This window comes from Polaromonas sp. P1_G1 (assembly GCF_056405595.1).
Genome location: NZ_JBFUBU010000011.1, coordinates 13,926 through 33,732 on the forward strand (window position 1 = coordinate 13,926; position 19,807 = coordinate 33,732).

Below are 19,807 nucleotides of genomic sequence, written 5' to 3' on the forward strand. Positions count from 1 at the left end.
GGCCGGGTATCGCGGGGAGGGGTGGATACAGTGGAATACAAAAGTTCGTGGACTTGCCTCTTCGTTTGTTTGGTTGTACTATGCAACTCTATAGCTTGTTCAAAGCAACCTATAGATCCATCCATAACAATAAAAAGGAAAATCATGACACCACAACAACTCACCAGCACCAGCAAATTCCTCAGCCTGGTATTGCGGCACAAACCATCGACCATAGCGCTTGAACTGGATGCCGCCGGCTGGGCCAACGTCGACGAACTGCTCGCCAAGGCCGCTTCCGCCCATCACACCCTCTCCCGCGCGCTGCTCGAGAAGGTCGTCGAAACCAGCGATAAAAAGCGCTTCGCCTTCAGCGAAGACGGGCTGCGCATCCGCGCCAACCAGGGCCATTCCGTCGATGTCGAGCTTGGCTTGCCGCCCGCGGCGCCGCCGGCCAGGCTTTATCACGGCACCGCATCGCGTTTCCTCGACGCAATACTGGCGGAGGGCCTGAGCAAACGCCAGCGCCACCATGTGCACCTGAGCGAAAGCCGCGAAACGGCCACCACCGTGGGCGGGCGCTATGGCCAGCCCGTCCTGCTGGCCGTGGACAGCCGGCGCATGTCCGCGGAGGGTTATCTGTTCTTCCGGTCCGAAAACAATGTGTGGCTGACCGACCACGTGCCGCCGGTTTACCTCAGCGTCGTCGAAGCCGGGAGCCTTGAGTGAAGCTGGCTACCGCTCCTCACATGGAACAGCGACGCTCATGGCCGGCAGAGGGACAGCATGTGTTGGCGCACCACGACGCGGAGACCATCATTGTTTACCAGGCCTACCGGTCCAGCACGGCCGCATATGCGATCCGGCATGGGCAACTGGGCGGCCCTGACTTCAGCTTCAACCGCATGAGCTGGATCAAACCCAACTTCCTGTGGATGATGTACCGCTCAGGCTGGGGTACCAAAGAAGGGCAGGAGGGGGTTCTGGGCCTGAGGCTGAGGCGCGCCTTCTTCGACTCCCTGCTGGCGGCGGCCGTGCCGTCCACGTTCGACAGCGAGGCCTACGCCAGTCCGCAAGCCTGGCAGGCCGCCGTCGCGGCTTCGAACGTCAGGCGCCAGTGGGACCCGGACCACGCGCCATCGGGCGCGAAGCTCGCTCGCCGGGCCGTTCAACTCGGCTTGCGCGGGGAGGCCCTGCGCGCCGTGGCAACGGACGAACTGCTGGAGGTTATCGACATGAGCAGCTTTGTCGCATCGCAACGCTTGCAAGCCGAGGATGAGGACCCGAACCTGCGGCTGCCTGTTGAGACGGTTTACATCAGGCAAACCGCTGCTTAGACGAGTCTCTTTAACTGCGGGGGCTGAAGGTCCTCGGAAAATACATCACGGCACGCCTGTCTTTCAGGCTGTAGCCCATGGCAGGCCGGGGCGATCCCACGTCGAGAAAGCCCTCCTCTTTCAGGAAATCCGCCGCCAGCGCCCGGGTGCGAAACCCGCTTTTGTCGATGGGCCGGCCCAGCACCACCTCATACATCTTCTGCAACTGCGGAAGCGTGAACGGCTCCGGCAGTAGGAAGGCCGGCAGCGAGGTGTATTCGACCTTGCTGCGCAGCCGCTCCAGCGCCGCTTGCAGGATGTCGCCGTGGTCGAAGGCCAGCCGTTTGCGGGGCGAGAGTTCGTCCACGGGATGCCACTTGGCCGGCTTGGCCTCGTCCTGCACCAGCTTCACGGCGTCGGCCGGCAGCAGCGAAAAGTAGGTGTGCGTGGCCGACCAGCCGCGCGGGTCACGCGTCTTGCCGCCCCAGCTGCCCAGCTGCTCCAGATAGGGGCTCCTGACGCCTGTCTTGTCGAGCAGCTTGCGCCTGGCGCAGGCCTCGAGCGAGTCGTCCTTGTCCACATCCACAAAGCCGCCGGGCAGGGCCCAGGCATCGGGAAACGGCTCTTGGGGACCGGTGGGCCGCTTGACCAGCAGCACCTGCAGTTGCTCGTCCAGCACGCTGAAGATCACCACGTCGACCGTGGTCAGCGGTTTTTCAAAGTCCAGGTGTTTGGGTTTGGTCGCCATGCTTTTTCGGCTCCTGTTTGACAAACTTGAATTAAGTTGTATTATGCAACTTATAAATAGGTTGTTTAGTACAACCTATAAGGTAATCCAGCAGAATCGGCGGCAGTGCAGTTAATCAATCTCAACCGAGCCATCTCAACGGAGGACAGCATGAAGAAAAACATCCAGCTTTTGATCATCGACCCGCAAAACGACTTTTGCGACCTGCCGGCCGGCTGGCTGCCCGTCGACCCGGTGACGGGGAAAGCCACGCCGCCGGCCTTGCCGGTGGCAGGTGCCCATGCCGACATGCTGCGCCTGGCCACGCTGATCCGTGAAGCCGCGTCCGGCATCTCCGCCATCGGCGTGACCCTGGATTCTCACCACAGGTTTGACATTGCTCACCCAACCTTCTGGAAGACCGGCGCCGGTGCGGCCGTGGGGCCGTTCACGCCGATCACGGCGGCGCAGGTGCGCAAGGGCGACTACCTGCCCAAAGATGCGGCCATGCTGCCCAGAGCGCTGGCCTACATCGACGAACTCGAGCGGCGCGGGCGCTACACCCTGATGGTCTGGCCGGTGCACTGCGAAATCGGTAGCTGGGGCCACAACGTTCACCCCGCCGTGAAGGCCGCCTACAACGCCTGGGAAGACAGCCGCCTGGCCATGGTGCAAAAGATCGGCAAGGGCAGCAACCCCTGGACGGAACACTACAGCGCCATGCAGGCCGAGGTGCCGGATGAAGAAGACCCCGCGACGCAGCTCAACACGGCCCTGATCGCGTCGCTGGACCAGGCGGACCTGCTCATCATCGCCGGCGAGGCCAGCAGCCACTGCGTGAAAGCGACCACCGAGCACATCGTGGAAAACCTGCCCTCCGGCAAGACCGGCAAGGTGGTGCTGCTGACCGACTGCATGAGCCCGGTCGGCGGTTTTGAAGCCCAGCACCAAGCCTTCCTGGACGACATGGCCCATCGCGGCGCCGTGCTGTCGACCAGCGCGGAAATCCTGAAAGCCCTCCAAGCCAACGCCTGAACGGCATCCCTTTCCAACACAAACCACTATGCAACCCATCATCCAAAGCCTGCTCGACACCGACCTCTACAAGTTCACCATGTGGCAGACCATGCTGCACAGGCATCCGCAGACCGAAGCCGAATACACATTTGTCTGCCGCAACCAGCCGGGCTACCCTTTGAGCGAGTTGCTGGCGGAGGTCAATGCGCAGCTCGACCATCTCTGCACCCTGCGCTTCCAGCCCGAGGAACTGGCCTACCTGCGCGGCCTTCGTTTCATCAAAAGCGACTTTGTAGACTTCCTGCGCATCTTTGAATTCCAGCGCGAGTTCATCAAGGCGACGGCCGACGGCCCCACGCTGGTGATCAAGGCCGTGGGCCCGCAGGTGCACACCATGGCCTTCGAGATCTTTGTGCTGGCCATCGTCAACGAGCTGTACTTCCGCCGCTCCGACCAGGCCGCCGCTTTGGCGGAAGGGCGCAAGCGCCTGCAGGACAAGATAGACATGCTGCGCGCCTTCGAGAAAGAACCCGCGCTGCGCAATCCCTTTGAGTTCTTCGACTTCGGCGTGCGGCGCCGCTTCTCGCGCGACTGGCAGACCGAGGTGGTCACCACCCTCAAGCGTGAAATACCGCAGTACTTCAAAGGCACTTCCAACGTGCTGCTGGCCAAGGAACTCAGCCTGGTGCCCATAGGCACCATGGCGCATGAATACCTGCAGACCTACCAGGCGCTGGGCATGACCTTGCGCGACTTCCAGCGCGCCGCGCTCGAAGACTGGGTGCAGGAGTACCGCGGCGACCTCGGTGTCGCGCTGACCGACGTGGTGGGCATGGACGCCTTCCTGGCGGACTTCGACCTCTACTTCGCCAAACTGTTCGACGGGCTGCGCCATGATTCGGGCGACCCGTTTGTCTGGGGCGAGAAGGCCCTGGCCCACTACGCCAAGCTGCGCGTGGACCCGCAGAACAAGCGCCTGGTGTTTTCGGACGGGCTGGACGTGCCGACCGCGCTCAAGCTTTACCGTGCCTTTGCCGCGCGCACCCAGACCGGCTTCGGCATAGGCACCAACCTGACCAACGACGTCGGGCTGGTACCGCTGAACATCGTGATGAAGCTCACCGGCGCCAATGCCAGGCCGGTGGCCAAGCTGTCGGACAGCCCGGGCAAGACCTTGTGCAACGACCAGACCTTCCTGGCCTATTTGCGCCAGGTCTTCCGTTTCCCCGCTTCAACTTAAGGGCTTGAGGACCGCATGCTCAAAATCACCGCCGCCCAACTGAACTTCACCATAGGCGATCTCACCGGCAACGTCGCCAAAATGGTCACGGCCGCCAGCAAGGCCTGGACCGACCAGTCCGACATCGTTGTCTTCTCCGAGATGTCGCTCACCGCCTATTACCCCGGCGACATGCTCGAAGAAGAGGGTTTTATGGAGCGCGTCGATGCGGCTCTGCAAGACCTGCTGCTGGCCTCCCGCCAGATCCCGAATCTCTACTGGGTGATAGGCCTGCCCGCGCGCCGCGAAGCGCCGGGCAAGAAGCTGCGCAACTCGCTGTGCGTGATCAAGGGCGGCGAGGTGCTGCTCGAATATGCCAAGCAGTTGCTGCCCACTTACAACATCTTCGACGAGCGCCGGCATTTCGAGCCCGGCCAGGACGTCGCGAAAGTTCTGCGCATACGCGACGCCAAGGTGGGCGTGCTGATCTGCGAGGACGGCTGGAACGACGAGGGCCTGGATTACGCGATCAACCCCTTCGACCGTATGCGCGACGCCGCGCCCGACCTGGTGATTTCCATCAACGCCAGCCCGTCCAACATCGGCAAGCGCGAACAGCGCCACCAGATCTTCGGCGCCGCCAGCAAACGCAACCAGCTGCCCATCCTCTACGTCAACCAGGTGGGCGGGCATGACCAGTTGGTCTATGACGGCGCGTCCTTCGCGGTGGAACCACAGGCCGGCGTGGTGTTTGAGGCTGAACGTTTCACCGAAGACGTGACCACCCTGCGCTTCGAGAACGGCCGCTTCCTGACGCTGGCCGGGGATGAGCCCGCCGCAGTCCCTGCCGAGGGCTTGCCGACCATGGAGTTCTACCGGCGCCAGATCGTGCTCGGCCTGCAGGACTATGCGCGCCGCTGTGGATTCACCAAGGCGGTGATCGGCTCTTCGGGCGGCATTGATTCGGCGCTGACGCTGGCGCTGGCCGCCGAGGCGCTGGGCCCCTCCAATGTGACGGCCATCACCATGCCGTCGCGCTTCTCGTCGGCCGGCTCGGTCGATGATTCTGAAATCCTGTGCCGCAACCTGGGGGTGGCACTGCTTCACCACCCGATCGCCGATATCGTGAACGAATTTACTGGTGGCTTTGAGGCCGCCTTCGGACAGCCGCTGCAAGGCATCGCGCTGGAAAACCTGCAGGCGCGAGCGCGCGGCACCATCCTGATGGAGTACTCGAACAGCTTCGGCCACCTGCTGCTGACCACGGGCAACAAGTCCGAGATCTCGGTGGGCTACTGCACGCTGTACGGCGACACCAACGGCGGCCTGGGCCTGATCGGCGACCTCTACAAAACCGAGGTGTTCGCCCTGTCGAGCTACCTCAACGACGCCGCGGGCAGGGAAATCATTCCGCAGGCCATCATCGACAAAGCACCGTCGGCGGAACTGGCGCCCGATCAGAAGGACGTGGACAGCCTGCCGCCTTACCCGGTGCTCGACGAGGTGCTCAAGCTCTTGATCGAAGGCCGGCGCCTGGCCGGGTGGGAGTACGAGAAAGCTTCCGCCTTTGTCGCGCAGCTGCGCCTGCAGCCCGAGGGCCTCGCGATGACAGAACGCATCAAGGGCATGATCGCCCGCAACGAATACAAACGCCGGCAGGCGCCCCCCATCATCCGTTTGCGCGCGCGGGCTTTTGGCTCCGGCCGCCAGATGCCGATTGCCGCCAAATTTAATTAGCTTCATCAGGCTCCCATGACATCAACTTCCAAACAACACGAGGTCTCGGTCTATATCGGCCGCTTCCAGATCTTTCACAACGGACAGCTTGCGCTGCTGCGGCGAGCCCTGGAAGCGGCGCCGCTATGCATCGTGGTGCTGGGGTCGGCTTACCAGGCACGCACGCCCAAGAATCCCTTCACCTGGCAGGAACGGGCGGAAATGATCCGTCTGGCCTTGCCCGAGGCGGATAGGGACAGGGTCCGTTTTCTGCCTGTGCGTGACTACTATGACCAGGAGCGCTGGGTGTCCGCAGTCAAGCACGGCGTGGCGGAACTGGTCGGCGATAAGGCCGGGGGCTCCTTGGTGCTCGTCGGGCATTTCAAGGATGCGACCAGCGAGTACTTGAAGAATTTCCCCGGCTGGACACTCGATGCCGTCGAATCGCAAGGCAGGATAGATGCCAGCGCCTTGCGCGACGCCTATTTCGGCAATGCCGGCGCGGCGCTGGAGCCTGCGCTTGCCGCTCTGGTGAGCCAGGCGCCGGCCAGCACCGTCGCATTTCTTCGCACCTGGGCGGCCTTGCCTTACTTCCATGAACTCGCGCAGGAATGGGAGAGCCTCAGGCAGGAAAAAGCCAAGTGGGCCGGCTCGCCCTATGCGCCGGTTTTTGTGACGGTGGATGCGGTCGTGAAATGCAGCGGCCGTGTGCTGCTGATCCAGCGCGGGCGTTCCCCCGGCAAGGGCCTGTATGCGGTGCCGGGCGGATTCATCGAGCAGCGCGAAACCGTGTACCAATCCGCCCTGCGCGAGYTCGAAGAAGAAACCCAGCTGCATTTGCTGGACGGCGACATGAAAAACGCCCTGAAAGCCGTCCATGTGTTTGACCACCCGGACCGCAGCCTGCGCGGCCGTGTGATCACGCATGCGCACTTTTTTGACCTCGGTTCGCGCAGCCTGCCTGAAGTGCAGGCCGCGGATGATGCGGCGGCGGTCGAGTGGGTTCCGGTCGAGAAACTGGCCGCCATGGAGGACCGCTTCCACGACGACCATTTCCACATGCTGGATTTCTTCTTTTCGCTGACCGATCGCATTTGAGCAGTGCCGCGCACGGTGATGCAGCTCATCCAGCCACCCACCCCGCTTTCCGCCCTGTCTCTTGACCGAGCGGTGTTCCTGGCCGGCTCCATCGACCTGGGGAAAAGTATTGACTGGCAAGCGGAACTGGCCTTGTCTCTTGCAGATTGCCCAGGAATCTTGCTCAACCCTCGCCGAGCGCAGTGGGATTCAAGCTGGTTGGCGGAAGCCAGCTTTCCACCGTTTCGTGAGCAGGTCGAATGGGAACTGGCCGCGATGGAGGCGGCGGGGATGATCGCGTTCTACTTTGCACCGCAATCGCAAGCCCCCGTCACCTTGCTGGAACTCGGCCTCGCGGCCCGGGAACGCAAGGCCGTGGTCTGCTGCCCGCCGGGTTACTGGCGCAAGGGAAATGTCGATGTCGTGTGTGCGCACTACAACATTCCCATGGTTGCGGCGCTTGAAGACCTTGGCCGGGAAATCCGGGCTTATCTGTCTTCGGTTCACGTGTCGGCCAAGCTTTCAGTTTGATTCACAGCCAATATCCATAGCACTCTAAGGATCGGAGATTCCTGGGCTAACTTTTCAGACAAAAACCAACAGCCATTGCCCGCAAAAAGACGAAGTTACAGCTTTCGGACTACTTAAAAATTACACTTGCTTGCATGTCCGGCAATAAGGCCCGGCAATAAAAAAAACGGAATCGGGGAGAGCGTGATTGGCCAAGCCACACGATGACTTGGGTAGATCACTCGAGGGGGTGCCGGAGCGCACCCAACAATTTGTCAAAACACACCGCGGCGCACGCAAGCTCGTCGCCGGCGTGGCCATGGCCGTCCTGGCCGGCCATGTGTGGGCCCAGCCCGCGCCGCTGAGCAGCGCCGACCAGGAACAGCGCCGTGCCCAGGAGCGTGAGCGCTTGCTGCGCGAGCAGCAGGAGAAGGGACGTGATGAGCGTGCTCCACCGCCGCCTCAGCCCGAGGCCACCAAGCTGCCCGCCGCCGAGTCGCCCTGCCTGCCAATCCGCGAACTGAAACTGCGAACCCTTGCGGGCGAGCCAGCCGAGCTGGCATCGCAGTTCGCGTGGACACTGGATGCGGCGGCGGGGCCCGATGCAAACGATGCGCCGCTGGGCCGTTGCCTGGGCACCCAGGGCATCGCCATCGTGATGAAACGCGTGCAAAACGCCGTCATCGCCCGCGGCTACGTGACCACCCGCGTCCTGGCCGAGCCGCAAGACCTGAACACCGGCGTTCTCACGCTCACGCTGGTCCYCGGCCGCATACGCGCCATCCGGTTTTCTGAAGGCAGCGACGCGCGCGGCAACGCCTGGACGGCCATGCCCGCCAAGCCCGGCGACCTGCTCAACCTGCGCGACATCGAGCAGGGCCTGGAAAACTTCAAGCGCGTGCCCACGGCCGAGGCCGACATCCAGATCGAGGAGGCCAAGGGCGAGGGTGCCCGGCCCGGCCAGAGCGACCTGGTCATCAGCTACAAGCAGGCCTTTCCGTTTCGTCTCTCGGTGTTCGCCGACGACAGCGGCTCCAAGGCCACCGGCAAATACCAGGGCGGCATCACGCTGTCTTATGACAACTGGTGGACGCTCAACGACCTGTTTTACGTGTCGCTCAACACCGACCTGGGCGGCGGCGAGGCCGGCAGCCGCGGCACGCGCGGCAGCACCGTGCATTACTCGCTGCCCCTGGGCTACTGGGCGCTGGCCGCCACCGTCAGCAACAATCGCTATTTTCAGAACGTGGCCGGCCCCTTCCAGGACTACATTTACCGTGGCACCAGCCGCAACGTCGAACTCAAGCTCTCGCGCCTGGTCTACCGCGACGCCAGCCGCAAGAGCACCGTCAGCCTCAAGGCCTTCCAGCGCCGCTCCAACAACTTCATCGACGACACCGAGGTCGAGGTGCAGCGCCGCGTGGTCGGCGGCTGGGAGCTGGGCGTCGGCCACAAGGAATTCATAGGCCAGGCCACGCTCGAAGGCAACCTCGCCTATAAGCGGGGCACCGGCGCGTTCAACTCTATGCCCGCGCCCGAAGAGCCTTATGGCGATGGCACCTCGCGCTTTGCCGTCATCAACGCCGATGCCAACCTCCAGTTGCCCTTCAAGCTGGCCGGGGTCGGCCTGCGCTACAGCGCCGCCTGGCGCCTGCAGCAAAATCGCACGCCCCTGACTCCGCAAGACCGCTTTTCCATCGGCGGGCGCTACACCGTTCGCGGCTTTGACGGCGAATCCTCGCTGAGCGCCGAACGCGGCTGGCTGCTGCGCAATGAACTCAGCACCCTGCTGGGCGAGACCGGCCAGGAGCTTTACATCGGCCTGGACCACGGCGAAGTCGGCGGCCCCAGCAGTGAGCTGCTGGTCGGCAAGCGCCTGACGGGCGCCGTCATCGGCGTGCGCGGCAGCTTCAAGAAAGTGCAGTACGACATCTTTATCGCCGCGCCCGTCAAAAAGCCCGAATTCTTCCGCACCGCCAGCAGCACCCTGGGTGTGAGCCTCAGCGCCAGTTTTTAGCGCGCCATCTTTTTTTTGACACCTTGAATCCATGACCACTTCTTTGACCCGATTGTTTTGCGGCACCCTTGCGTTGAGCCTGATCTGCACCAGCCACTGCGTATTCGCCCAGGCCTTGCCACCCACTGATGGGGCGCCAGCTTCAACTGAGGCTTCCCCACCCCCGCCTGCGGCGACGAAAGCGGTGGACTGGCCGGCACCCGATGCTTCTTTGAGTGCCGGCAACGCCCTCGCGTCCGGCCCCGCTCCAAGGGACGCTTCAAGCCCATCGGCAACAGCGCCAGATGTCGCAAAACCGCCGGCGGCATTGAGGGTGACCTATTCGCAGGAGAGCGTTTCCGGTGCGGTGGTCAAAGACGTCATGGACAGCCTGCGGGTGGTGCCCCAGCAGACCACCAAGAACGCCCTTGGCGGACAGGTCGTGCTCAACGCGGCATTGCTTCTTCTCACGGGTGGGCGGTCGCTCAATGTGCGCACATTCGCAAAAGAAGATTTCGCGGGAATTGCGCCAGAGGACGTGGTTGACCCGGCGAGGCTGAAAAACCCCGCTTCAGGACTGCTGACTGCTGAATTGGAACACCGAGCCTCGCTCTGGCTTGCCGGCCAGGAAAAAACACGCGACATGACATTCAATCGCTCACTGGTGGTGAGTGCCGCTACGTGGCGTTTGGTCTACAACTCGCTGAACGAGGCCGACACCACTTACAGGCTGCAACTGGACGCGGAAATCTTCAAGTCCCGTGAAAAACCGTCCTTCATCACCGGCGCCAAGCGCGGCGGAAAGCCCTGCAGCTATCAGAGCGAAGTTCGCCCTATGGCTGATTGGAAAGCCAATGACTACCAGGCTGTGGTCGACCTGGTCCCGCAAGCTGTTGCGTACTGCGCTGAAGCATTTGCCGCCCAGTTGCCCGACCTTCTCGAACTGCAGTAAGCCGCAGTGCTTCGTTCGGAATCACATTTTTTCAAGCTGACCCCGCCCCATGAACAAGAATCTGCACCGCATCATCTTCAACACCACACGCGGCCAGCGTATGGTGGTGGCCGAAACCGCCAGCGCCGGGGGCAAGGCCGCGGGCGGTGAAACTTCGGGTGCGGCGGCATCGCCGGGCTTGTCTGTGCAACTGCACCCGCTGCGCTTCGCAGTGCTCGCCGCGCTGGGTATGGTCTTGTGGCTGCAGCCCGCCGCGTTCTCGACGGTGCATGCACAAATCGTCGCGGCCCCCGGCGCCCCCGCCAACCAGCGCCCCACGGTGCTGCAGACCGCCAACGGCCTGCCGCAGGTCAACATCCAGACGCCCTCGGCCGCGGGTGTCAGCCGCAACACCTACAGCCAGTTYGACGTCCAGCAAAACGGCGCCATCCTCAACAACAGCCGTACCAATGTGCAAACCCAGCTGGGCGGCTTTGTCGGCGCGAATCCCTGGTTGGCCACCGGCCCGGCCCGTGTCATCCTCAATGAAGTGCAGTCGGCCAACSCCAGCCAGATCCGGGGYTATGTSGARGTSGCSGGCCAGCGCGCCGAAGTCATCATYGCCAACCCGGCMGGCATCAACGTCAACGGCGGCGGTTTCCTCAATGCCAGCCGCGTCACGCTGACCACCGGCAGCCCGGTGCTCAACGGTGGCGCGCTGGAAGGCTTCCGGGTGCAGGGCGGCAGCGTCAGTGTCGGCGGCGCCGGGCTGGACACCAGCACGGCCGACTACACCGCCATCCTGGCGCGCGCCGTGCAGCTCAACGCCGGCATCTGGGCGAAAGAACTGCGTGTGGTCACGGGCGCCAACGACATCGATGCGGCGCAGCACAGCGCCACGCCCATCGCAGGCGCGGGCCCGGCGCCCAGCTATGCCGTCGACGTCGCCCAGCTGGGCGGTATGTATGCCGGCAAGATTTACCTGGTGGGTACGGAAACCGGCCTGGGCGTGCGCAACGCCGGTGTCATTGCCGCCACCGGCGGCGACCTGGTGCTGCAGGCCAACGGCTGGCTCACCAACACCGGCAGCCTGCAGGCCACCGGCAACACGCAACTAGCCACGGCGGGCGCCATCGGCAACAGCGGCACCGTCTATGCCGGCGGCAACACCACACTGGCCGGCCAGGGCGGCATCAGCAACGGCAGCACCGGCATCATTGCCGCGCAGGGCAACACCAGCCTGCAGGCCACGGGCGCGTCCATCAACTCAGCGGCGGGCTCCGTGCTCGCGGCCGGCATGAACACCGACGGCACGCTGAGCACCGGCGGTGACCTTGGCGTGGCGGCTTCGGGCGCCGTGGCGCTGAACGGCCAGGCCCTGGCGGGCGGCAATGTCGCGGTCTCGGGTTCACAACTCAACCTGGCCGACGGCAAACTGGGCGGGCAGAACGTCTCGCTGGCGGCCAGCACCGGAAACATCGACACCAGCCGCGCCACCCTCAACGCACAAACCACGCTGGGCGCCAGCGCGGCGCAAACCCTGCGCACCGATGCCGCCGTCATCTCGGCCGGCCAGCTCAACCTCATGGCCAAAGACATCTCCAACGCCGGCGGCGAGATCGTACAGACCGGCACGGGCAACACCACCATTGCACTCACATCGCCCACCGGCACGCTCAACAACAGCGCGGGCCGCATCGCCACCAACAGCCAGAACCTGACCCTCTCCGCGCCCACCCTCAACAACACCGGCGGCAAGATAGAACATGCCGGCGGCGGCACACTGGCCATCAACGCCACCACCTTGAATGGTGACGGCGGCACTATCGTGAGCACGGGCGCGGCCAGCCTCTCGGCCGCCACCTTGAACCACAACAACGCCACGCTGTCGGCCGGCAGCCTCACCGTGGCGGCCGGCACGCTGAACAACCGCGGCGGCACCATCAGCCAGAGCGGCCTGGGCGCGGCAAGCGTCACGGCCACCGGCGCCATCGACAACAGCGCGGGCAAGATCCTCAGCAACGGCAGCGCCACCGTCAGCGCGCAAAGCCTCAACAACCAGGGCGGCGTGGTCCAGGCCACGGGCGCTTCCAGCCTGGGCGTCACCACCACCGCATTGCTGGACAACACAGCCAACGGCCAGGTTGCCGCCGGCGGCGCAGCCACCCTTAACACCGGCACGCTGGACAACAGCCTGGGCAAGATCACAGCAGGCGGCAGCCTCAGTGCCACAGCCGGCGGTGCCATCACCAATGTCCAGGGCCTGCTGGCCGCCAACGGCGCGGCCAACCTCACGGCAGCTAGTGTTGACAACACCCGCGGCGTTATCGCCTCCGTGCAAAACAACGCAAGCGTCACCACCACGGGCGCCACCACCAACGACAGCGGCCGCATCGAGGCCGCCGGCGACATCACGTTGGCCAATTCCGGCCTGGCCAACGCCAAGGCCGCGGGCCAGAGCACGGCAGGCAGCATCACCGGCCGCAACATCGCCATCAACACCGGCGGCCAGAACCTCAACAACGCTTTCGGCACCATCGCCGCCGCGCAGGGCGCCACGCTGCAGACCGGCGCACTCAACAACAACGCCGGCTTGATCCAGGCCGGCGCGGCGTTGGGCATCAACACCGGTGGCCAGGCGCTTACCAACACCAATGCCGCTTCCTATGCCGGCGGCGCGGGCGGCATCACCTCGCAGGGCACGATGACGCTCGCCACCGGCGACCTCAACAACGCGGCCGGCTTTATAGGCGCCAAGGGTGCGCTCACAGCCACGACCGCCGCCGTCGGCAATACCGCGGCGGGCCAGATCGTCGGCGAGTCCTCGCTCAACTTCAGCAGCACCGCCTTCGACAACCGCGGCGGGCAGGTCCAGGCCCTGGGCGATGCCGGCATCAACACCGGCACCGGCGCCATCAACAACGCGGGCGGCCTGTTGCGCAGCGCCGGCACCGCCACGCTCACTGCGGGCAGCGTCATTAACAGCAACACCCTGGGCGCCAACCTGGGGCTCGAAGGCAATAACGTCGCCATCACGGCCGGCGCCATCAGCAACGACAGCGGCGCGATCCGCACCAGCACCAATGCCACGCTGACCAGCGGCGGCAGCCTTAACAACACGGCGGGCCTCGTCAGCGCGGGCAACACCGCCACCGTGCAAGACACGGTCGCCAACCCGGCCGCGCGCACCCTGGCCATCACCAACACCGGCGGCACCTTTGTGGCCGGCCGCTCGCTGGCCGCCAGCGCCGCCAGCCTCAGTGGCACCGGCAGCCTGCTGTCGCAGCAGGACCTGTCGCTCTCTCTGGGCGGAGACTTCAGCAACACCGGCATCATCAGCGCCACTGGCAACAACACGGTCAACGTCACCGGTACCCTGACCAACAGCGGCAAGCTGCAGGCCGGCGCCACGCTGGACGTGACGGCGGCGACGATCGACAACACCGCCACCGGCGAGATGACCGGCACCACCACCAAAATCACCGCCACCGCCGCCAACACCCTGATCAACCGCGGCCTGATCGACGGCGTGGACACACAGATCAACACCGTCACGCTGAACAACCTCGGCACCGGCCGCATCTACGGCAACACCCTCAGCATCGCCGCCACCACTATCAACAACGACGCCGAAACCGTGGGCGGCGTCACCACGGCCGCCACCATCGCCGCGCGCCAGCGCCTGGACATAGGCGCGACCACCATCAACAACAGCAACGGCGCGCTGATCTTCAGCGCCGGCGACATGGCCATAGGCGGCAGCCTGGACGGCAGCCGCCGCGCCACCGGCCAGGCGACGCTGATCAAGAACGCCTCCGCCACCATCGAATCGCTGGGCGCCATGGCACTGGCGGCCAGCAGCATCCAGAACACCAACCCCTCGTTCAGCTACACCCTCAACACCACTGGCCCAGTCAGCAAGATGGACATGGTGGCGAGCGACGGCACGGTTCGCGCAAGCACCGATTTCGCCTGGACCACCACCGGGCAGCAGGGCAGGTTCATCGCTTCGACGGCCCCGGGGTTCCCCGTCATCGGCGGCCTGTTGCCGGGCAGTCCCTACGCCGCGCCCATCTACAAGACCTATTACGAAGGCCCCAACGCCTTTGAGGCCGAAGCCACCACGCCGCCCTCGGGCGACAACAACAACGGCGCCTACTTTCCCGACGTGCTGAACTACCAGAACACCGACCCGGTCTGGGCGTTGTTCGGCATGGCCAACCCCGCCAACACCACGCCCGGCCCGCGCCCCACGCGCACCTGGGTGGGCAGCCAGGACCAGGGCTCATTCGTCGACCCCACACCCGCCGAGCTCGCCGCCTGGCAAACGGCATCCGCCCCGTGGCAGGCGCTGCAAGTCAAGCTCAATGATTTCCGCGCCGCGGCCCAAAGTTCCCTGCTCCTCTTTTCGGTCAAGCGCGAGTACACCGAAACCGACCAGAGCGCCACCGTCAACACCGGTCGGCCGGGGCAGATCCTGAGCGGCGGCAACATGACGCTCAACGCCAGCGGCACGCTGCTCAATGACAACAGCCGCATCATCGCGGGCGGCGTGCTCACGGCCACCGCCCAGGCCGTCAACAACCAGGCCACGCAGATCACCGCGGTGCAAAGCCGCTCCGGCAGCGCCACCCGTTTTGGCATCATCGGCCAGGACTGCTTCCTGGGCTCCTGCAGCGATATCTACGGTTTCATCGTCGACCCGTATGCGCAGAACATCCCGCACACCATCGTCACTGGCATCGCCGTCGCGCAGTCCAACGCCGCCGTGCCGGGCACCGGCRCCGTGCTGGCCAGCCTCACACCCGGCAGCGTCAGTACCACGCCCGGCGCCATCGGCACGCCCAGCGCCGCCGCACGCAGCGCCGGCATCGTGCAGGTCACCTCCAGCGTAGGCGCCATCGGCAGCCTGGCCGCCAACGTCCCCGTCGTGCGTACCATCGTGCCCAACCTTGGCATCCCCAATACCAGCCTGTTCCGCACCAACCCCGGCCCGGCCGGCGCCTTCCTGATCGAGACCGACCCGCGCTTCGCCAACTACCGCCTCTGGCTGGGCAGCGACTACATGCTGGGCCAGCTGACGCTGGACCCGAGCGTTACCCAGAAACGCCTGGGCGACGGCTTTTACGAGCAACGCCTCATCAACGAGCAGGTCGCCCAGCTCACCGGCCAGCGCTTCCTCGGCAACTACAGCAGCGAAGAAGTCCAGTACAAGGCCTTGATGGACGCCGGCATCACCTTTGCCGGCACTATGAACCTGCGCCCCGGCATCGCCCTGACGGCCGTGCAGATGGCAGCCCTTACCAGCGACATCGTCTGGCTGGTGGAGCAGACCGTGACTCTGGCCGACGGCAGCACCCAGCGCGTGCTGGTGCCCCAGGTCTATGTGCGTGTGCAGGCCGGCGACATCGACGGCGCCGGCACTCTGCTGGCCGGGCGCGAGCTCAATCTCAATCTTGCGGGCGACCTCAGCAACAGCGGCACCWTGGCCGGCCGTACCGTCATGGCCCTCACGGCAGAGAACGTCAACAACCTGGGCGGGCGCATCAGCGGCAACGCCGTGGCCGTCACCGCGCGCACCGACCTCAACAACATAGGCGGGCAGATAGACGCCGCCAACAGCCTCAACGTGGCGGCCGGGCGCGACCTCAATATCGCCAGCACCACCACAGCGCTCACCAGCACGCTCAGCAGCGTGGGCCCCACCGTCTCCAGCTTCACCGGCATAGACCGCGTGGCCGGGCTCTACATCACCAACCCCGGCGGCACCCTGCTGGCCAGCGCCGGGCGCGATGCCAACATCGTCGCCGGCGTCATCCAGAGCCAGGGAAGCGCCCAGCTCCAGGCCGGTAACAACATCAACCTGAACACGGTCACCAAATCCGACAGCGTCGACGCCACCCGCGACGAGCGCAACTACACGCGCTTCTCCCAAAGCCAGGACGTCGGCAGCCAGCTCAGCGCCACCGGCAACCTCAGCCTCATCGCCGGCAAAGACATCAACGCCACGGCAGCCAGCGTGACGAGCCAGCAGGGTGCCTTGGTCGCCAGCGCCGGCAACAACGTCAACATCAATGCCGGCAGGACGCAAAGCTCGCTGGCCACCGCCACCTTTGTAGAAGACTCGGACGCGTTCAGCTCGGGCAGCACTGAAGTGCGCCAGAGCGCTGCCGCCGGCAAGGCGATCAGCTCATCCCTGAGCGGCAGCACCGTCACCGTGGTGGCAGGTAATGACATCAACGTGAAGGGCTCCAGCGTGGTGAGCGATACCGGCACCACCCTGGTGGCTGGCAACAACCTCACCATCGAGGCAGCCACCAACACCAGCAGCTCCAACTCTTTCCAGGAAAGAAAGCAAAGCGGCCTGCTCGATGACGGCGGTGGCATCAGCATTGGCACGCAAGAGCGATCCACGCAGCAGAAGGCGCAAGGCACCAGCGCTGCGGCCAGCACGGTGGGCAGCATCGCCGGCAACGTCACCCTGCAAGCCGGCGAGGCCTACAAACAGGTCGGCAGCGACGTGATCGCCCCCGCAGGCGACATCACCATCCTGGCCAAGAAGGTCGACATCACCGAAGCCCGCGAAACCAGCCGCTACGAGAGTGAAGACAAATTCAAACAATCGGCCCTCACCTTCAGCGTCAGCAGCCCCCTCCTCAGCGCCATGGAAAGCGGCCAGCAGATGGCAGACGCGGCCAGCAACACCAGCGACGGCCGCATGCAGGCGCTGGCCGGTGCGGCAGCAGCCTTCAAGGGCTACAACACCTACAAGGGCATGACCGACGCCTCGGGCAACTTCAACAAGGATGCGGCAACTGACGTCACCATCAACATCAGCTACGGCACCTCTGAAAGCGAAAGCAAAAGCAGCAGCCAAAGCAACAGCGCCGCCGGCAGCACCGTCGCCGCAGGCAAGAACCTGACCATCGTCGCCACGGGCGCAGGCCAGGCCAGCAACCTGACGGCGCAAGGCGCAAACCTGACCGCCGGCAACAACGTCACCCTGCTCGCAGACAACAAGGTCAACCTGCTGGCCAGCCAGAGCAATGCCAGCCAGGAGAGCAGCAACAGCTCAAGCTCCAGCAGCGTAGGCGTGAGCTACGGGCTCATCTCGCAGCAATTCAGCTTCAGCGCCAGCGCCAGCCAGAGCCAAGGCAACAGCAGCGGCAGCGACACCACTTACACCAACACCCAGGTCAATGCCGGCAACACCGCCAGCATCATCAGCGGAGGCGATGCCAACCTGATAGGCGCGGTGGTGGCGGCCAACACGGTGAATGCCAACGTCGGCGGCAACCTCAACATCGCCTCCCTGCAAGACACCAGCACCTACACCAGCAAGCAAAGCTCAAGCAGCGCGTCCGTCAGCTCCGGCAAGGATGGTCCCACGGGCGGCGGCATCAGCGCGTCCAACAGCAACATCGACAGCAGCTACGCCTCTGTCGTGCAGCAAAGCGGGATCAAGGCGGGGGATGGTGGCTTCCAGGTCAACGTCGCGGGCAACACTGATCTCAAGGGGGCGGTGATTGCCAGCACGCAGGCAGCGGTAGATGGCAACAAGAACAGCTTCAGCACAGGCGGTAACCTTACCCTCAGCGATATTCAGAACAGTGCGGAGTACAAAGGCAGTGGTTACAGCGTTTCGGTGAGCGCGGGCTCTGGTCAAGATGCGAAGGGCAACACCATTTACACGCCCGGTGGCGGATTCGGCATTGGTAGTACCCAAGACAGCGTCAACAGCACTTCTTCATCTGGCGTCTCAGGTATCGCAGGAAACGCCGCAGTCAGAACGGGCGACGCCGAAACCGGCATCCAGAAGATCTTTGATTCCGAAAGAGTGCGAAAAGAGATCGATGCGCAAGTGGCCATCACGGCCGAATTTGGGCAACAGGCCTCCAGTGCCTGGGGCAAGTACGCTAACCAGAAGATGGTGGATGCCAAGGATGAGGAAGAGCGGGCATGCTGGAGCGCGAACGGCCCTTGCCGCATAGCAGGGCATTCGGTCATTGGAGCGTTGGGCAGTGGCGTTGAGGGTGCGTTAGGCGCGGCAGGAAGCACGGCCTTGGCGCCTTACCTGAGCAAAGCAATCGATGACCTCGGTATTACGGGGCCGGCGCGAGACGCGCTGATCGCCGGCTTGAGCTCGACTATTGGTGGGGTGCTGGGCGGGACGGCTGGCGCTGCAGGGGCGTTTAATGAGATCACCAACAATTATTTGACCAGCAAACAGTGGCAGGATTTGGCCGACAAGTTGGGTGCATGCGCTAAGAAACGTGATGGTTGCTCCAGTGCAGAAGAAGCCAAAATCCGACAGGAGTTCCAAGCGATCAGCAACAAACAGGATGCGGAACTGAAGGCCGCTTGCGTAGACCTGAGTAGCCCAAATTGCCGAAGCCTCCTGGCAGTCGCTAATGCTGGAACCGCAAAACAGCTTGAGCTGGGGCAGCAATATGCGAATACTCGGATTGGCTTGCCGGCCTACTATTTGAGTGGATCCGACTTCAATACAACTATTCCACTTCTTCAAAGCAAAGTGGATGCCTACGACATGATCGCTGCGTGTGCAGCAAACCAGGCGCAGTGCAACACCCTACGTCTGAACGGCAGCATTCGACTAGTCTTGACCGGCGTCAGTGTCGCTGCTATGACCGCGTTTTCGGTTGAGTTGGGCGCTGTGGGAATAGCCGTTTTGACCGACAGCAGTGGAACCTACTGTGCGGTGAGACCTCAGCAATGTCTGAATTTGCTTAATGGCATTGCCGAAATGGCTACCGGTGCTCCTATCAGCGGTTACAACCCATTGACGGTCAACGCTCGTGGCGGAAACGCCTATGGAAGAATTACATACAAAGGCCCCAACGGTGAGCTTATCCAAACCGGCGGTGCTGGTGGAAATTGGCCAAGGACCGGAGAGGTTCCTAGTGGAACAGTAGTAAGTCAAGCGACGCCGACTAGCTGTGGACAAGCATGTGCAGAGATGCTTTTGTCGTCGCGGGGTATTCCTGCTTCCCAAGTCACACTGGGGGGAGAACTAACTTCGGCACAAAGCTTGTCGGATAAATTGAACTCCGTGAGTCCGGGATGGATCGGCGCGCCAGTGGAGGCGTCGAGCTTCAGCGGTCTAAATAGAACAGGATCTTGGGGTGCGATGATGTGGGAGCCTGGTTCAAAAGTCGGTCATTGGGTAGTTGTTGATGGGGTGAACTCTGCAGGACTGGTGATTGTGCGCGACCCTGCTGGACTAGGAACGGTGTACACCATGACAGTCACTGACTTTAAAAATACGTGGAACGGCTACGCCGTCTTCAAGGAGTAAACC

The 19,807-nt window shown here is 63.8% G+C and carries 11 protein-coding genes; 10 read left to right on the plus strand and 1 reads right to left on the minus strand.

Features of this window, described 5'->3' with window-relative positions; translation table 11 throughout:
* Nucleotides 1–144: 144 nt before the first annotated feature.
* Nucleotides 145–708 (plus strand): RNA 2'-phosphotransferase, encoded by a 564-nt coding sequence (locus AC1D1Y_RS07020; protein WP_477681705.1) that lies wholly within the window; start codon nucleotides 145–147, stop codon nucleotides 706–708.
* A gap of 59 nt (nucleotides 709–767) precedes the next feature.
* Nucleotides 768–1,316 carry a DUF4291 domain-containing protein gene (locus AC1D1Y_RS07025; RefSeq protein ID WP_477681706.1) on the plus strand — a complete coding sequence of 183 codons (549 nt, stop codon included), beginning with the start codon at nucleotides 768–770 and terminating at the stop codon, nucleotides 1,314–1,316.
* A 10-nt stretch (nucleotides 1,317–1,326) separates the two neighbouring features.
* On the opposite strand, the gene AC1D1Y_RS07030 is transcribed toward AC1D1Y_RS07025, so the two are convergent.
* The gene (locus AC1D1Y_RS07030) at nucleotides 1,327–2,043 is read right to left on the minus strand and encodes an NUDIX hydrolase (protein WP_477681707.1); all 717 of its coding nucleotides are present in this window, start codon (nucleotides 2,041–2,043) and stop codon (nucleotides 1,327–1,329) included.
* Nucleotides 2,044–2,193: 150 nt separating this feature from the next.
* On the opposite strand from AC1D1Y_RS07030, the gene AC1D1Y_RS07035 reads away from it, so the two are divergent.
* The 8 genes from AC1D1Y_RS07035 (at nucleotide 2,194) to AC1D1Y_RS07070 (ending at nucleotide 19,804) form a co-directional block, all read left to right on the plus strand.
* Nucleotides 2,194–3,057 carry a cysteine hydrolase family protein gene (locus tag AC1D1Y_RS07035; RefSeq protein ID WP_477681708.1) on the plus strand — a complete coding sequence of 288 codons (864 nt, stop codon included), beginning with the start codon at nucleotides 2,194–2,196 and terminating at the stop codon, nucleotides 3,055–3,057.
* Nucleotides 3,058–3,085: 28 nt separating this feature from the next.
* Nucleotides 3,086–4,279 carry a nicotinate phosphoribosyltransferase gene (gene pncB, locus AC1D1Y_RS07040; protein WP_477681709.1) on the plus strand — a complete coding sequence of 398 codons (1,194 nt, stop codon included), beginning with the start codon at nucleotides 3,086–3,088 and terminating at the stop codon, nucleotides 4,277–4,279.
* Between the two features lie 15 nt (nucleotides 4,280–4,294).
* Nucleotides 4,295–5,995, plus strand: a complete 1,701-nt coding sequence (locus AC1D1Y_RS07045; RefSeq protein ID WP_477681710.1) for an NAD+ synthase — start codon at nucleotides 4,295–4,297, stop codon at nucleotides 5,993–5,995.
* Between the two features lie 15 nt (nucleotides 5,996–6,010).
* Nucleotides 6,011–7,072: an NUDIX domain-containing protein gene (locus AC1D1Y_RS07050; protein ID WP_477681711.1), complete on the plus strand. Its 1,062-nt coding sequence runs from the start codon at nucleotides 6,011–6,013 to the stop codon at nucleotides 7,070–7,072.
* Nucleotides 7,073–7,090: 18 nt separating this feature from the next.
* Entirely contained in the window at nucleotides 7,091–7,582 is a 492-nt protein-coding gene (locus AC1D1Y_RS07055; RefSeq protein ID WP_477681712.1) for a nucleoside 2-deoxyribosyltransferase domain-containing protein, read from the plus strand.
* 298 nt (nucleotides 7,583–7,880) lie between these two features.
* Entirely contained in the window at nucleotides 7,881–9,578 is a 1,698-nt protein-coding gene (locus AC1D1Y_RS07060) for a ShlB/FhaC/HecB family hemolysin secretion/activation protein (RefSeq protein WP_477681842.1), read from the plus strand.
* Nucleotides 9,579–9,609: 31 nt separating this feature from the next.
* The gene (locus tag AC1D1Y_RS07065; RefSeq protein WP_477681713.1) at nucleotides 9,610–10,509 is read left to right on the plus strand and encodes a hypothetical protein; all 900 of its coding nucleotides are present in this window, start codon (nucleotides 9,610–9,612) and stop codon (nucleotides 10,507–10,509) included.
* Nucleotides 10,510–10,558: 49 nt separating this feature from the next.
* Nucleotides 10,559–19,804 (plus strand): two-partner secretion domain-containing protein, encoded by a 9,246-nt coding sequence (locus AC1D1Y_RS07070; protein WP_477681714.1) that lies wholly within the window; start codon nucleotides 10,559–10,561, stop codon nucleotides 19,802–19,804.
* Nucleotides 19,805–19,807 lie beyond the last annotated feature (3 nt).

Excerpts from the sequence above, each read along its gene's own strand:
- AC1D1Y_RS07020 (WP_477681705.1), top strand. The coding sequence starts at position 145 with ATGACACCACAACAACTCACCAGCACCAGCAAATTCCTCAGCCTGGTA.
- AC1D1Y_RS07030 (WP_477681707.1), bottom strand. The coding sequence starts at position 2,043 with ATGGCGACCAAACCCAAACACCTGGACTTTGAAAAACCGCTGACCACG.
- AC1D1Y_RS07035 (WP_477681708.1), top strand. The coding sequence starts at position 2,194 with ATGAAGAAAAACATCCAGCTTTTGATCATCGACCCGCAAAACGACTTT.
- pncB (WP_477681709.1), top strand. The coding sequence starts at position 3,086 with ATGCAACCCATCATCCAAAGCCTGCTCGACACCGACCTCTACAAGTTC.
- AC1D1Y_RS07045 (WP_477681710.1), top strand. The coding sequence starts at position 4,295 with ATGCTCAAAATCACCGCCGCCCAACTGAACTTCACCATAGGCGATCTC.
- AC1D1Y_RS07055 (WP_477681712.1), top strand. The coding sequence starts at position 7,091 with ATGCAGCTCATCCAGCCACCCACCCCGCTTTCCGCCCTGTCTCTTGAC.
- AC1D1Y_RS07065 (WP_477681713.1), top strand. The coding sequence starts at position 9,610 with ATGACCACTTCTTTGACCCGATTGTTTTGCGGCACCCTTGCGTTGAGC.